10 protein-coding genes are annotated in these 14,877 nt (G+C 69.3%); 5 read left to right on the top strand and 5 right to left on the bottom strand.

Annotation, left to right across the window (positions count from 1 at the left end; genetic code table 11):
• Positions 1–21 precede the first annotated feature (21 nt).
• From ACWFR3_RS27285 to ACWFR3_RS27270, 4 genes are all read left to right on the top strand, one after another.
• Positions 22–1,404: an aminotransferase-like domain-containing protein gene (locus ACWFR3_RS27285; protein ID WP_453737271.1), complete on the top strand. Its 1,383-nt coding sequence runs from the start codon at positions 22–24 to the stop codon at positions 1,402–1,404.
• Between the two features lie 33 nt (positions 1,405–1,437).
• Positions 1,438–2,511 carry a 4-hydroxyphenylpyruvate dioxygenase gene (gene hppD / locus ACWFR3_RS27280; RefSeq protein WP_453737270.1) on the top strand — a complete coding sequence of 358 codons (1,074 nt, stop codon included), beginning with the start codon at positions 1,438–1,440 and terminating at the stop codon, positions 2,509–2,511.
• A gap of 80 nt (positions 2,512–2,591) precedes the next feature.
• The gene (locus tag ACWFR3_RS27275; protein WP_453737269.1) at positions 2,592–7,574 is read left to right on the top strand and encodes an amino acid adenylation domain-containing protein; all 4,983 of its coding nucleotides are present in this window, start codon (positions 2,592–2,594) and stop codon (positions 7,572–7,574) included.
• 46 nt (positions 7,575–7,620) lie between these two features.
• The gene (locus tag ACWFR3_RS27270; protein WP_453737268.1) at positions 7,621–8,721 is read left to right on the top strand and encodes an alpha-hydroxy acid oxidase; all 1,101 of its coding nucleotides are present in this window, start codon (positions 7,621–7,623) and stop codon (positions 8,719–8,721) included.
• A 127-nt stretch (positions 8,722–8,848) separates the two neighbouring features.
• Here ACWFR3_RS27270 and ACWFR3_RS27265 read toward each other — a convergent pair whose 3' ends face one another.
• The 5 genes from ACWFR3_RS27265 to ACWFR3_RS27245 all read right to left on the bottom strand — a co-directional run bounded on the left by ACWFR3_RS27265 (position 8,849) and on the right by ACWFR3_RS27245 (position 13,354).
• Positions 8,849–10,081 (bottom strand): serine hydrolase domain-containing protein, encoded by a 1,233-nt coding sequence (locus ACWFR3_RS27265; RefSeq protein ID WP_453737267.1) that lies wholly within the window; start codon positions 10,079–10,081, stop codon positions 8,849–8,851.
• Positions 10,082–10,152: 71 nt separating this feature from the next.
• On the bottom strand, positions 10,153–10,512 hold the full coding sequence (locus ACWFR3_RS27260) for a DUF1048 domain-containing protein (protein WP_453737266.1): 360 nt from the start codon (positions 10,510–10,512) through the stop codon (positions 10,153–10,155).
• A gap of 2 nt (positions 10,513–10,514) precedes the next feature.
• A complete protein-coding gene (locus ACWFR3_RS27255; RefSeq protein ID WP_453734179.1) occupies positions 10,515–10,844 on the bottom strand; it encodes a PadR family transcriptional regulator in 330 nt (109 codons plus the stop codon).
• A 205-nt stretch (positions 10,845–11,049) separates the two neighbouring features.
• Positions 11,050–12,132: a prephenate dehydrogenase gene (locus tag ACWFR3_RS27250; protein ID WP_453737300.1), complete on the bottom strand. Its 1,083-nt coding sequence runs from the start codon at positions 12,130–12,132 to the stop codon at positions 11,050–11,052.
• Positions 12,133–12,304: 172 nt separating this feature from the next.
• Entirely contained in the window at positions 12,305–13,354 is a 1,050-nt protein-coding gene (locus tag ACWFR3_RS27245; protein ID WP_453737265.1) for a methyltransferase, read from the bottom strand.
• A 537-nt stretch (positions 13,355–13,891) separates the two neighbouring features.
• Between ACWFR3_RS27245 and ACWFR3_RS27240 the strand changes: the two genes are divergently transcribed.
• A complete protein-coding gene (locus tag ACWFR3_RS27240) occupies positions 13,892–14,815 on the top strand; it encodes a phytanoyl-CoA dioxygenase family protein (RefSeq protein WP_453737264.1) in 924 nt (307 codons plus the stop codon).
• Positions 14,816–14,877: the final 62 nt, after the last annotated feature.

Below are 14,877 nucleotides of genomic sequence, written 5' to 3'. Positions count from 1 at the left end.
ACACTTCGGAAGGCGATCGTGATGAGCGAGACGTACCGCGCGACCAAAGACATCGCCGGTGATCTCGCCGGGGCGCTCCCGGCGGGCGGCGCAGCGGTGCTGCGCATGGAGGATCTGCATCCCGGCGTCGCGGATCCCGTGATGGACACGATGAACTTCCTCAACGAAGTCACCCTGAATTACCCCGAGGCCGTCTCCTTCGGTCCGGGCAGGCCGCACGAGGACTTCTTCGACACCGAGCAGATCTTCGCCCATCTGCGCCGCTTCCTCGACCACTTGGCCTCGGAGGGGCGCACACCGGCCGAGGTGCGCAGCGCCATGTTCCAGTACGGGCCGTCCGCCGGGCTGATCCGCGAACTCGTCGCCGATTCGCTCCGCGCGGACGAGGGCATCGACGTACCGGCGGAGTCGATCGTGGTCACGGTGGGCTGCCAGGAGGCGATGTTCCTGGCGCTGCGCGCGCTGATGTCCGGTCCCGAGGACGTGCTGCTCGTCTCCAGCCCCTGCTATGTGGGGATCACCGGTGCGGCGCGGCTCCTCGACGCCGACGTGGTCGCCGTGGAGGAGCGGGCGGGCGGCCTGTCGTGCGCCGACGTGGAGGCCGCGGTCCTGGCCGAGCGCCTGCGAGGGCGCAGGCCTCGCGCGCTTTACGTGATCCCCGACCATTCCAATCCGTCCGGCGTCACGATGCCGCTGGAGACCAGGCACGAACTGCTCGCACTGGCCGACCGGTTCGACTTCTACATCCTTGAGGACAGCCCGTACCGCCTTGTCAGCCCCGGCGCACAGGTGCCCACGCTGAAATCGCTCGACCAGAGCCGGCGAGTGATCCACCTGGGCTCGTACGCGAAGTCGCTCTTCCCCGGTGCGCGCGTGGGTTATGCCGTCGCCGACCAGACGGTGCTGCGGGCGGACGGGACCACGGGGCTGCTCGCCGACGAGCTCGCCAAGATCAAGAGCATGATCACCGTGAACACCTCGCCGCTGAGCCAGGCGGCCGTGGCGGGTGCCCTGCTGGCCTCCGGCGGCCGTGTCTCCGAGCTGAACGAGGAGGCGGCCGCCCACTACGGGGACACCATGCAAGTCGCCCTGCGCGGCCTGGAACGCGAGTTCCCCGCCGAGCGCCGGTCCCGGCTCGGCGTGAGCTGGAACGCGCCCAGCGGGGGCTTCTTCCTGACACTGCAGGTCGCCTTCCGCGCCGACGACGCCGCGCTGGGCCGGTCCGCGCAGGACTTCGGGGTCATCTGGACGCCGATGTCCTACTTCCATCCGGACGGCGGGGGTGATCACACCATCCGGCTGTCGACCAGCTATCTGACCCACGCGGACGTGGAGGAGGGGCTCCGGCGGCTGGCCGATTTCATCGAGTCCGAGGTTGCCGCGGCACAGCGCCGTGCCTGCTGAGTCCGGTCAAGTGTGCACCCCTGGAGGTGGCGTGTGGATATCCAGTCGATTGATCACATAGAGCTTTTCGTTGATGACGCCGAGGAGGCGGCCCTCGGGCTGAGCGACCAGTTCGGCTTCGCCGTCGCCGGTCGCGGCGGTGCCCGTACGGGTCTGCGCGGATGCGAGTCGGTGCTGTTGCGCCAGCACAACATCACCCTGCTGGTGACCTCGGCCACCAGCCCGCAGCACCGTGCGGCCGAATACGTCGAGCGGCACGGCCAGGGCGTCGGTGTGATCGGCCTGCGTGTCGACGACGCCCAGGCCGCGTTCGCCGAAGCGGTCGAGCGGGGGGCCCTGCCCGTCGCCCCGCCCGAGAGAGTCGGCCCCGAAGGAGCCGAGGTCGTCTTCGCCTCGGTGAGCGGGTTCGGCGACGTGGAGCACCGCTTCGTCTCCCGCGGCCGGCCCGACGGCCCGTTCGCCCCGCTGATCGAGGAGACCGCGTCGGCCCGTTCCGGCGAGGGACTGTTCACGGAGATCGACCACCTCGCGGTGTGCGTGCCCGCAGGCACGCTCAAGGAGACGGTGCACGCCTACGAGGAGATATTCGGCCTCCGCCAGACCTTCGAGGAGCAGATCATCGTCGGGTCCCAGGCCATGGACTCGAAGGTCGTCCAGAACGGATCCGGACGGCTGACCCTGACCATCATCGAGCCGGACATCACCCGGGCCCCGGGCCAGATCGACCGGTTCATCGAGGCCCACGACGGCGCGGGCGTCCAGCACATCGCCTTCCTCACCGACGACATCCTGACCGCCGTGCCCAAGAGCGCCGAGCGGGGCGTGCGTTTCCTGACCACACCGCAGAACTACTACGAGGCGCTGGACTCACGGCTCGGCCCGATCGGCGTCCCCGTGGAGGCGCTGCGCGAGGTCAACGTCCTCGCCGACCGCGACCCGGCAGGGATCATGCTGCAGATCTTCACCGAGTCGCGGCACACCAGGGGCACGCTCTTCTACGAACTGATCGACCGCCGTGGTGCCAGCACGTTCGGCAGCAACAACATCAAGGCCCTCTACGAAGCCGTGGACCGCCAGCAGACGAGCAACCCGACCGGCCAGGCCTGACACCTGAGACCTGCCCGCACCGGTGACGGTCCCGCGTCGCCCTCCCACCACCGCAGGATGACCATAGAGGAGCAGACCCAGTGATTCCGCTTTCTTTCGCACAGCGCCGCATGTGGCTGACGCACCAAATGGAGGGCGGGGCCGAGACGTACAACATCTCCCCGGCGTTCCGGCTGACCGGTGCACTGGACCAGGCTGCCCTCATCGCCGCCATCCGTGACCTGGTCGAGCGGCACGAGCCGCTGCGCACCCTGTACGTCACGGACGACCAGGGCGAACCCTTCCAGCGGATCCTGTCGTCGGCACAGGCCTCGGTGCAGGTGCCGGTGGTCGAGGTGTCCGACGGCGAACTGCCCGGCGTGGTCGAGGAGTTCATCACCCACCGGTTCGACCTGGCGGCCGAGATCCCCTTCAAGGCGACCCTCTTGCGCCGCGGCCCCGAGGACCACGTCCTGGTCCTGGTCATCCACCACATCGCATCGGACGGCGCCTCGGTGGCGCCGCTGGTACGGGACATGTCCGCGGGGTACGCCGCGCGCCTGGAGGGCAGGGCGCCGGAGTTCGAGCCGCTGCCCGTGCAGTACAAGGACTACGCGCTGTGGCAGCGCGAGTTGCTCGGTGATGTGTCGGACCCGGGCAGCCTGGCCGCGGCGCAGGCCGAGTACTGGCGCGAGGAGCTGGCGGGAGTTCCGCAGCCGCTGAACCTGCCGCTCGACCGCCCGCGGTCCGCGCAGCGCAGTTCGCAGGGAGACAAGGTCACCTTCGTCGCGGAACCGGAGGTGGGGACCGGGCTGCAGAAGCTGGCCGACGAGCGCGGGATGACCGTGTCGATGGTCATGGAAGCCGCGCTCGGCGTGCTGCTCGGCAAGCTGGGCGGCGGGGACGACGTGACCATCGGAAGCCCGATCGCCGGGCGCACCGACGAAGCACTGGCCGATCTGGTCGGATTCTTCGTCAACACCCGGGTGCTGCGGGTGGACCTCTCCGGTGACCCGACGTTCGACGACCTCCTGACGCAGGTGCGGGAAAAGACGCTGGCGGCCTACGAGCGCCAGGACGTGCCGTTCGAGACGCTGGTCGAGTTGATCAACCCGGACCGCTCCACGGCGTACCAGCCGCTGTTCCAGGTGATGCTCGCCTGGCACAACTGGGAACGGGGTGAGTTCGAACTCTCCGGTCTCGACGTGGAGTTCGAGCAGCACGTCACATCGACGGCCATGTTCGACCTGTTCTTCAACATGGCCGTGGAAGAGTCGGGCGGCCTGCGCTGCGACCTCCAGTACGCGACCCAGCTGTTCGACCGCGACACGGTCGAGGCCGTAGCCGCCCGGTTCGTGCGGGTCCTCGAGCAGGTGGCCACCGACCCGACGGCCCCGATCAGCGCCGTCGAGGTGCTGTCGCCGGCAGAGCGCGACTGGCTGGTCCGAGGAGTCAACGACACCGGACGGCCGGTGGACCCCGGCACCCTGCCGGACGCGTTCGAGGCCCGGGTGGAGCGTGACCCCGACCGCGTCGCGCTGATCGGCGAGCAGGAGAGGCTGAGCTACGGCGAGTTCAACCGGCGTGCCAACCAGCTGGCACATTGGCTGGTGGAACAGGGCGCCGGCGCCGAGCAGCTGGTGGCGGTGCGCATACCGCGTTCGGTGGACCTGATGGTGGCTCTGTACGCCGTGGTCAAGGCGGGCGCCGCCTATCTGCCGATCGACACCGACCTGCCCGGGGACCGGGTACAGCAGGTGGTGCGCAGCGCGCGTCCGCTGCTGGTGCTCGACGAGACGCTGCCGGACGTGTCCGGGTACCCGCAGGACAACCCGCGGCGTGAACTGTCGCCGGACAACGCCGCCTACGTCATCTTCACCTCCGGATCCACCGGCGGCCCCAAGGGCGTGCAGGTCTCGCACCGGTCGATCATGAACCGCCTCGCATGGGGGCTCGGACACTTCGAGGTGGGCCCCGAAGACCGGGTGCTGCTGAGCACATCGGCGAGTTTCGACGTGTCGGTGCCGGAGCTGTTCGGGCCCTTGCAGGCGGGTGCGGCCGTGGTGATCTCGCGGCCGGACGCCCGCAAGGACCCCGCCTATCTGGCCGAGCTGATCCGGCGGGAGCAGGTGACCGGCGCCGACTTCGTACCCTCCCTCCTGGAGGTGTTCGTCGCCGATCCTGCGGCGAAGGAGTGCACCAGCCTGCGCTGGATCGAGGTCGCGGGCGAGGCGTTCCCGCCGGCGCTCGCCAAGAAGGTCGCCGACGTGCTGCCCGGCTGCGGTGTGCACAACCTCTACGGACCCACCGAGGCGTCGGTGGAGGTCACGGCGTGGCAGTACGTGCCGGGTGCGGCCCGGGTCCCGATCGGCGCACCGGTGTGGAACACCCAGGTGTACGTCCTTGACGCGGCGCTGCGCCCGGTCGCGCCCGGGGTCGCGGGCGAGCTGTACCTGGCCGGTGCCGGGCTCGCGCGAGGCTATCTGGGGCAGAGCGCTCTGACCGCGCACCGGTTCGTCGCCTGCCCCTTCGGCGCGCCCGGCACCCGCATGTACCGCACCGGGGATGTCGTGCGGTGGAACAAGGACAGCCAGGTCGAGTACATCGGACGGGCGGACTTCCAGGTGAAGGTCCGGGGCTTCCGCATCGAGCTGGGCGAGATCGAGAGCGCGCTGGCCGGGCACCCCGGAGTGGCACAGGCGGCGGTCCTGGTGCGTGAGAACCAGCAGGGCGACAAGCGCCTGGTGGGCTACGTGGTGCCCGATCCCGAAGCCGCGGTGGCCGACACCGGCGACCAGCTGGACGAGTGGCGCCAGGTCTACGACGAGACGTACGCCGAATCCAACGACACCGAACTGGGCGAGGACTTCGAGCTGTGGAGGTCGGTGTACGACGGCGAGCCGCTCCCGCGTGAGCAGATGGACGAGTGGCGGGACGAGGCGGTGGCCCAGGTGCTGCGCTTCGCGCCCCGGCGTGTCCTCGAAATCGGTGTGGGTTCCGGTCTGCTGCTCGCGAAGATCGTCGACGCGGTCGACGAGTACTGGGGCACCGACATCTCCGCCACCGTCGTGGACCGGCTCCGGGCCCAGGCCGAGCAGGCGGGCCACGGCGACCGGGTCCGGCTCAGCGCCCAGGGGGCCGAGGACATATCCGGGCTGCCCAAGGGCGCCTTCGACACCGTCCTGCTCAACTCGGTGGTGCAGTACTTCCCCGACGCCGAGTACCTGGACCAGGTGCTGCGCCAGGCCGTGGAGCTCCTCGCGCCGGGCGGCCGCGTCATCGTCGGTGACGTCCGCAACGCCACCACCCTCCGGCTGATGACGACCGCCGTGCAGCGTGCGGCACACCCGCACGCCTCGCGTGACGAACTGCGCGCGCTGGTCGAGCAGGCGCTGCTCGCCGAGCGGGAGCTGGTGGTCGCCCCTGAGTGGTTCACCAAGTGGGCGGCGGAGCGATCCCTCACGGTCGACATCCGGCTGAAGCCGGGACAGGCGCACAACGAACTGACCCGGCACCGCTACGAGGTCATCCTGCACAACGACCCGGCCGACGCCCTCGAACTCTCCGGCGTGCCCGCGGTGCAGTGGGGCCGTGAGGTCTCCGACCTGGCCGGTCTCGAAGACCGCGTCAACCGGGCGGGCGGCGCGGTCCGCGTGACCGGAATACCCAACGCACGCCTGACGGACGAGGCGGCCACGGCGACCTCCACCGGTGTCCTGACCTCGGCCGCCCTCCCCGGCAGGCCACTTGACCCACACGACCTCACCGCGTGGGCACGGCGGCAGGGCCGCGGCGCGATCCTCACCTGGTCGGGCCAGGCCGGCCACGCCTTCGACGCGATCGTCCTGCCCGAGCGTGAGAAGGGGCAGCGGACCGTCTCCGGAGGGTTCGTTCCCGGCGAGGAGACGGGGCGGGCCCTGGTGAACGCCCCCGCGCTGGCCACGGCGATCGGTCCGCTCCTGGCCGAGCTGCCCGAGTACCTGCGCGGGCGGCTGCCGGACTACATGGTCCCGGCCGTGGTCGTACCGCTCTCGGAACTCCCGCTGAACACGGCAGGCAAGCTCGACCGGCGGGCGCTGCCGTCGGACCGTGCGACCACCGCGCGAGGCGGCGGGCCCCGCAACTCCCATGAGGAGAAGCTCTGCTCCTTCTTCTGCGAGCTGCTCGGCCTGGAGCGGGTCGGTGTCGAGGACGACTTCTTCGCGCTCGGCGGGCACTCGCTCCTGGCCACCCGGCTCAGCGCCAAGATCCGCAAGCAGTTCGACCTTGACATGCCCCTGCGAACGATCGTCCAGTTCCCCACCGTGGCCGAGCTGGCCGCGCTGGTGGTCACCGGCGTCTCGCCCGGCGACCACGCCGACTCGTTCGAGGTCGTACTGCCGCTGAACAGGGACCCCGGAACGGGCAAGGCGCCGCTGTGGTTCTTCCACGGAGGCGGCGGCCTCGGCTGGGCACACTTCAGCTTCGCCCCCTACCTGGACCGGCCGGCCTACTGCCTGCAGGCCCGCGGCTCCAACGGCACGGAGCCGGTGGCGGAATCGGTGGAGGAGATGATCGACGACTATCTCGCCCAGATACTCAAGATCCAGCCGGAAGGCCCCTACAACCTGGTCGGCTGGTCCTTCGGCGGCCCGTTGGCCCAGGCCATCGCTGATGTGCTCGACCGGCGCGGACAGGAGATCGCTCTGGTGGCCGTCCTGGACTCCCAACCGGCGTGCGAAGGAAGCGGGTTCAGGCTGCCGGAGGTGGCAAGCAGGTCGGAGGAGGGGTACCGGCAGGACGTCGAGGAAGTCTTCGGCCAGTTCATGAACACCAACAGCATGAACTCCTTCCTCAAGAGCATGGCGAGGGTGGGCTCCAACAACCTGCAGAAGATGGCCCTGTTCCAGACGCCGGTCTACCGCGGCGATCTGCTGTTCTTCCACGCGACGCAGGACAAGGAGAAGTCGTACGGGCCCGACTGGCGGCCGTTCATCCTCGGCACCATCGAGGAGCACGACGTGGACGCCACACACCACGACCTGCACATGCCGAAATCCGCGGAACACATCATGAAGGTCATCGCCACCAAGCTGGCCGACTGACGAGGGAAGGGCATCGAATGAACCGCGCCGGAACGCAGGACGGGCGATGAGACTCACGCTCGCCGATTTCGAGAGTTCGGCCAGGTCCCGACTCGCCCCCGCCGTCTGGGACTTCTTCGAGGGCGGCGCGGGCGAGGAACGGACGCTCGCGGCCAATGCGGGGGCGTTCGACCGGCTGTGGCTGCGCCCGCAGGTCCTGCGCGGCGCCGCCACGCCCCGGACGGCGACCACCATCCTCGGCCGCTCCTGGGACGCGCCGGTGGCGGTCGCACCGCTGGGGTACCACACGCTGGCCCACCCGCTGGGCGAGGTCGCCACCGTGCGCGGGACGGCGGCGGCCGCCCGGGTGCCGGTCGTGATCAGCACCTTCGCCGGGCGCGGCATCGAGGAACTCGCCGCCGCCGGCGGCGGCCCGCTCTGGCTCCAGGTCTACTGCCTGCGTGACCGGGAGATGACGCGGCGCCTCATCGAGCGTGCGCAGGGCGCGGGTTTCGAGGCGCTCGTCCTCACCGTCGACACGCCCCACATGGGCCGCAGGCTGAGGGACCTGCGCAACGGCTTCCGGCTTCCGGCGGGAATCGTCCCTGCCAACCTGGAGGGGCACGACTTCACGGTGCCCGCCGCGCACGCCAGAGCCGAGTTCGCTCCTCTCGACTGGTCGGTGGTGGAGTGGCTGCGCTCGATCAGCCCGCTGCCGGTCCTGCTCAAGGGGATCCTCACCGACGCCGATGCGGCGCGCGCCGTCGAGGCCGGGGCGGACGGCATCATCGTGTCCAACCACGGCGGGAGGCAGCTCGACGGTGTTCCCGCGACTCTCGACGCCCTGCCGGAGATCGTGACGGCGGTGGACGGGCGGGTGCCCGTGCTGCTCGACGGGGGAGTGCGCCGCGGCCGGGACGTGCTGGCCGCGCTCGCGCTCGGCGCCGACGCGGTGCTCGTCGGCCGCCCGATCCTGCACGGCCTCGCCGTCGACGGAGACCAGGGGGTGACGGATGTGCTGAACATCCTGCTCGGTGAACTGACCGACGCCATGGGGCTCGCGGGCCTGCGCGAGCTCGCCGACATCGGCCCCGAAGTCGTCCGGCCCGCCGTCGGCGCCGATGAGTGGGTCCGGCACCACCAGGCTCGCGAGGTGCTGCGGCGCTAGACAGGATTGCGCGGAGTGGGCTCCGGGGTGATCCCGGGGCCCACTCCGCGCCGAAGGACGGTCAGATGCGCCGGTCACGGCCGGGGGAGACGTGACGCGCGCCGGACCGTCCCGGTCCGGTGGCAGGTCAATCGTCGATTGCCTGATAGAGGGTGGTCCAGAAGTCGTGGATGGCCCGCGCCGAATCCGGGGTGGACATCCCGGTCTGCGTGAGCAGGATGCCGACGAGCTGGTTGTCCGGGTCGGCGTACGTCGAGGTGCCTGCCCCGCCGTCCCAGCCGAACTGGCCGACGGGCGCGAAGTCACCGCGGTAGGTGCGCACCGCCATCCCGAAGCCCCACCCGCCGTGCTGCCCCTGGCCGTGCGACAGATGGACGATGTCGCGGGCCCAGGCTTCCCGGGCGGTCAGTTGCCCGGGGGTGAGGCGGTTGGTGGTCATCAGCTCGACGGACTGCCGGGACAGGACGCGTCGGTTGCCGTGCATCCCGTGGTTCAGGAGCATCCGGAAGTAGGCGTGATAGTCGTCGACGGTCGAGTCGAGGCCGCCGCCGCCCGACGGGAATGCCGGGGGCCGGCTGTGGTGTCCGCCCTCGACCTCGTCCGCCACCGTGAACTCTCCGGTCCGCGGGTCGGGGGCGTACAGCGGAGGGAGCCGGTCGATCTTGTCGGCGGACACGTGGAAACCGGTGTCCTTCATGCCCAGGGGATCGAGAACACGTTCCCGCAGGAACGTCTCGAACGGTCGGCCGGTGACCCTGGCGACGAGCACGCCCAGCACGTCATCGCTGACGTTGTACAGCCACCGCTCTCCGGGCTGGTACATCAGCGGCAGGGTGCCCAGACGACGCATCCACTCATCCGGCTCCACCGCGGGCAACAGCCATTCCTGCCCGTAGACCCCCTGCTCGAAAAACGCGCCCATCATCGGAGCGTGCGTCGCCGTCATGTCGAGGCCGAGTCCGAACGTGGAGGTGAGCAGGTCCCGCACGGTGATCGGACGCCGGGCCGGCACGGTGTCCTCCAGCGGGCCGTCGGGCTGGCGGAGGACTCGCCGGTCCGCCAGCTCGGGCAGCCAACGGTCCACCGGGTCGTCAAGACGCAGCAGGCACTCGTCCAGCAGGACCATCGTCGCCGCCACCGCGACCGGTTTGGTCGTTGAGGCCATCCGGCAGATGGTGTCCCGGCGCATCGGGGAGTCGCCGTCGGGGCGCATCGTCCCGATGGTCTCGACGTGGGTCTCCTCGCCCCGGCCGACCAGCGCGACGAGCCCGGGAATTCTCGTGGACTCCACATGCCGTATCAGCACCTCGCGCAGTCGACGCAGTCCTGACGCGGATAATCCGTTGCTGCCTTTTCCCATCGCGAATCTCCTTGCGTGCGGCGAGCGTTGGTGCTGCGGCGTTACCGGCCCGTCTCGTCTTCTCCGTCGTCCTAGTTCCCGGCGCGGGTGAGGGCGTCGGTGAGTCGCTTGCGAGCGCGGTCGGGGACGTAGCCGCCCACCGTGTAGTTCCGGGCGAACGCGTCGGCGAACTCCGCCGGGTCATCGCCGGTGATCTCGCGGATCGGCGTGCCGTCCGCCACGGCCTGCTCGAAGAGGTTGGCCAGGTCGTCGAACATCGACGTGACGGAGTCGGCATCGACCGGCACGAAGTGCATCAAGTAGTGCTCGATGGCCTCGGCCGCGGTGCGGTAGTTGTCGGGCAGGTCCTTCACGCGGGCCTTGTAGGCCCGCCAGTTCTTCTTGGGCCCGATCATCTTGGCGATGAAGCCGCTCTTCTCGTCCTCGGACATGGTTACTTGCTCCCTTCGTTGAGCTGTTGCAGTCGTTCGGCGAGGAAGTTCCAGGTCTTCCAGAACTCGTCGAGGTAGTCCCGTCCCCGGGCGTTGAGGGAGTGCACCTTGCGCGGCGGGCCCTTCTCGGAGGGAACCTTCTCCACGTCGACCAGGCCCTGCTTCTCCAGCCGGACGAGCAGCGCGTAGATGGTGCCCTCGGCGATGTCGGAGAAGCCCTGTTCCCGCAGCCGCGCGGTGATCTCGTAGCCGTAGGCCGGCCGGTCCGACAAGGACGCGAGAATGATGCCCTCCAGGGTGCCCTTGAGCATCTCCGTCAGCAGCTTGGCCATGACAGCACCTCCCTCCCTGCGCTAGTAAGCGCCGTTGAGTACCGGTACACCGTAACGCTGACTACCGGTACTTAGCAAGACAGACTAGAAAAGGCGTGGATCGGCGCCGCTCGTGGAGATCTGCGGGAAACGCGTACGGCCCTCAACTCGCCTTGTTGCAAGGTGAGTTGAGGGCCGTACGTCGACGATGGAGAGCTCGGCGCTGCTAGTGGTGGCGCCACCCGCGGTTGTGCAGGGTCGTCACCAGCACCTCGCGCAGCTCCCGGGTGACGCTGAGCTGGGCACGGCCGGTCGGCCGGCCCGCCGAGTGCTCCAGGTGTACGTCTTCGACGTTGACGCCGGCGCTGGAGGCGTCGGTGAAGAGCCGGGCCAGTTCGCCCGGCTGGTCGCCGATCATGACCGTCACCGTCTCGTACTGCTCCGGAACGGTGCCGTGCTTGGCGGGGATCCGGGCCCGTCCTGCCTGTCCGCGGCGCAGCAGGTCCTCGACGATGCGCGCGCCGTTGCTGCGCTTGTCGTCGTCCGTCGCCCCCATGGCCCGCAGGCCCATGACGGCGTCGTCCAGGCCCTCCGCCAGCTCTTCGAGCAGGTCGGCCACCACCAGGGCGTTGGCATCGAGGATGTCCACCCACAGGCCCGGGTCCGCGGCCGCGATACGGGTGAGGTCGCGCACGCCCGAGCCCGCGAGGCTCACCATGCGCTCATCGGCCGGTTCCAGGAGGGCGGCGACCAGGCTCGCCACCAGGTGCGGGGCGTGCGAGACGAGGCCGACCGCGCGGTCGTGGGCCGCCGCCTCCATCAGCACGGGCACGGCCCCGCACACCGCGACGAGTTGGAGTGCGGCGTTCAGGGTGTCGGTATCGGTCTCGCTCGTGGGCGTGAGGACCCAGTTGCACCCGTCGAAGAGGTCCGCCCGGGCGGCGAGCGGCCCGCTGCGCTCGCTGCCCGCCATCGGGTGGCCGCCGACGTAGCGTGCGTTGTCGCAGGCGAGAGCGATGGCGTCCTGCTGCGGTCTGGCCTTGACGCTGGCGACGTCGGTGTAGTGCCGCGCCACGCCTTGGGCCTGCAGGCGTCCGAGGACGTCGGCCACCAGCGCCGGCGGGACGGCCACGACGGCCAGGTCCACCGTCTTCGGCGGTTCTTCCACGGAGCCGGCGCCGAGCGAGGACGCGATCTTGGCCGAGACGGGATCCAAGTCCCTCAGGTACACGCCGACCCCGTGGGCCTTGAGGGCCAGCGCGACCGAGGTTCCTATCAAACCGGTGCCGACCACCAGGACATCTTTCATCGAGACCATTTCCACTCCCGGGCCGGCAACGGAGCGGATGCTGTGGACGCACCCGGGCGTTGCTCAACGTTCCGATGGTGCCTGACAACGGATGGTGCCTGACAACGGATGGTGCTTACTGGTGGAGCCCGCTTCCTGGGCGAGCGCTGTCCGGGGTCGTCCGGACCGGCCGTCAGGCGCTCTGCGGAACCTGCTGGGGTGCAGTCGCCTCGATGAGGCTGAAGCTCGACTCCCCGACGGGCAGCACCCTGGTCCGCACGAGCCCCGCAGCGGCGAACAGCTTGTCGAACTCCGACAGCGTGCGCTCCCGGCCGCCGAGAAGCACCAGCATGCCGAGGTCGCTCCAGCGCGCCGGATGGGGTTCGGCGGCCTCGGGAACGACGAGTTCGCACACCAGTATCCGGCCGCCGGGGGACAGCGCCCTGAGGCTGGAGCGCAGAATGTCGGCAGCCTTCTCGTCGTCCCAGTCGTGCAGCACGCTGCCGAGGACATGGACGTCCGCGCCCTTGGGGAGCTCGTCGAAGAAGCTGCCGGTCACCAGCGTGCACCGGTCACGGACCGGGGCGAGCGGGGTATCGCGCGCCGCCAGATCGATCACTGAGGGGCGATCGAACAGCACGCCGCTCAAGTGCGGTTGGCCCTGCAGGATCGTGGAGATGACCGTGCCCGTGCCGCCGCCGATGTCCATGACCGTGCGCGCCTCGTCCCACACCGGCAGTTCGGCCAGGCCGCCGTACAGGCGCTTGGCCCGCTCCTTCATCCGGGTGTTGAAGGCGGCCTCGGACGTGGGCTTGGTGTCCTGGTCCACGAAGAAGGTCTCGCCGTGGGCCGCAGGGAGCGGCTGCCTGTCCGCCGCGGCGTCGGCCGCCCGCAGCCAGGCACGGTACGAATCCAGGTTGGACAGCGTGGCCCGCATCGACACGGATGAGTCGGCCTTGAGCACCGCGCCCAACTCCGTGGGGGTAAAACGCCCACGATGATCCCGGGCGAAGAAGCCCGCACCGGTGAGGGCGTTCAACAGGCTCATGAGCGGCTCCGCCGCGAAGCCGACGGTGTCCGCGAGTTCCTCGGACGTCGACCCGTCCGGCGCACAAGCGTCGGCCACGCCAAGTCGCGCGGCTATGGCCAGCGCATAGGGAAGCACCGTGACGATGCTATCGTCCGCCATCAGCAGGAATTCGCGTACGACCGGATCGGGTACGCCGCGCACCAGCTTTTCCAATTCAGTCAGCGTACTCGCCCCACTCTTAGTCGATGCCTGTCGGGTTGCGAAAGTAAATTCGCCGTCCGCCGGCAGAGATGTGCAATGCGGGTTCACGGAGTCATTTCCGTCCTCATGTGCCACGCATACGAGGATTCCAGACGGCGGCTGAAAATCACAGATTCACATCCAGATTTGGGACCCCGCCCGCCCGTTCAACCGCCGGGGTGGTCGCGTACGCCGTGCGTCCTTCCGTGAAGTAATGGACGTACGGCCAAGACACGTTCTATGGTCGGCCGCGACGAGGTATCCGCTGAATACCGGCGGACATGGCCGTCCGCACCGCTGTCCTGTCGACGGGACAGCGGAGAGGCCCCGGCAGGGCAGGTCGCGCCTTGGTGCGCGCCGGAGTGACTGCCAATCAAAATCATCGAGGTTGCCGAACGCCTAATGCTCGCTCTAGCGCTGGTCGGCGGCTTCGCCGTCATGACCGCGCCGGGCATATAACCCGTTCCGCAAGGCATGCAGTACCCGAAACACCTGAAAAGGAGCTGACGCATGAACCCACTCGGCGATGGTGTTCTGGAGAAGGCTGCGGCGGAGTACGCCGAGCAGGGCTTCTCCATCATCCGCAACGTCGTTTCGAAGGAACTCCTGGAAGAGGTGAACGCCCATGTCGACTGGCTCACCCGCAAGTACCCGGACCTTCGTCCCGAGCACTTCCACCACCCGCTGATACGCAACGACGCTTTCTGGGCGCGCCTGGTTTCGGACTCCCGTCTGGTGGACATTGCGGAGTTCTTCCTCGGCCCGGATCTGGCGTCCTTCACCGCCCACTACATCTGCAAGCCTCCGTACGACGGACAGCCCGTCCTGTGGCACCAGGACGGGGCGTACTGGCCGCTGAGCCCGATGGAGGCGCTCACGGTGTGGCTGGCCGTCGACGAGTCCACCACGGAGAACGGCTGCCTGCAGATGATCCCCGGCAGCCACGCGCTGCCGCTGCACCAGCCGTCGTCCCGCACGGACACGGACAACATGCTGTTCTCCTCCTCGGACGAGAACCTGGTGCGGGAGTGGGTCGAGGAGCGCGGCATCGTGCACATCGAGCTCCAGCCGGGCGATGTCTCGATCCACCACCCCAACCTGCTGCACTGCTCGGACCCGAACACCTCCGCCAAGCGGCGGTGCGGTCTCGACATGGGCTACATCTCGACGAGCACGCAGACCCACGGCAACGGGGTCTACATCGACCCGCTGCTGGTACGCGGCGGCGACACCAAGGGCCTCAACAGCTATCGCCCCTTCCCCACTTACCAGGAGGGCGAGACGATTCCGTTCGCCGGCCAGGACGAGTGGGACGAGAAGGCGGCCAAGCTCAACGCGGCACTGCCGGTGCGTTCCCAGGACCTCTCCGAGAGCCCGATCGAGACGACCCGGCACATGATCGACCGCCTGCGCGAGGGCACCACGTCCCTCTGAGCACGGCAGGGGCACGGCAGGAGCACAGCAGCATAGGCCGATGGCCCACCGCGGATACCCGC

Source organism: Streptomyces sp. NPDC055189 (assembly GCF_053606765.1).
The sequence above is the reverse complement of the archived record's forward strand: the minus strand, read 5'-3'. Positions and strand labels throughout refer to the sequence as shown.

Excerpts from the sequence above, each read along its gene's own strand:
- ACWFR3_RS27285 (WP_453737271.1), top strand. The coding sequence starts at position 22 with ATGAGCGAGACGTACCGCGCGACCAAAGACATCGCCGGTGATCTCGCC.
- ACWFR3_RS27270 (WP_453737268.1), top strand. The coding sequence starts at position 7,621 with ATGAGACTCACGCTCGCCGATTTCGAGAGTTCGGCCAGGTCCCGACTC.
- ACWFR3_RS27265 (WP_453737267.1), bottom strand. The coding sequence starts at position 10,081 with ATGGGAAAAGGCAGCAACGGATTATCCGCGTCAGGACTGCGTCGACTG.
- ACWFR3_RS27260 (WP_453737266.1), bottom strand. The coding sequence starts at position 10,512 with ATGTCCGAGGACGAGAAGAGCGGCTTCATCGCCAAGATGATCGGGCCC.
- ACWFR3_RS27255 (WP_453734179.1), bottom strand. The coding sequence starts at position 10,844 with ATGGCCAAGCTGCTGACGGAGATGCTCAAGGGCACCCTGGAGGGCATC.
- ACWFR3_RS27250 (WP_453737300.1), bottom strand. The coding sequence starts at position 12,132 with ATGAAAGATGTCCTGGTGGTCGGCACCGGTTTGATAGGAACCTCGGTC.
- ACWFR3_RS27240 (WP_453737264.1), top strand. The coding sequence starts at position 13,892 with ATGAACCCACTCGGCGATGGTGTTCTGGAGAAGGCTGCGGCGGAGTAC.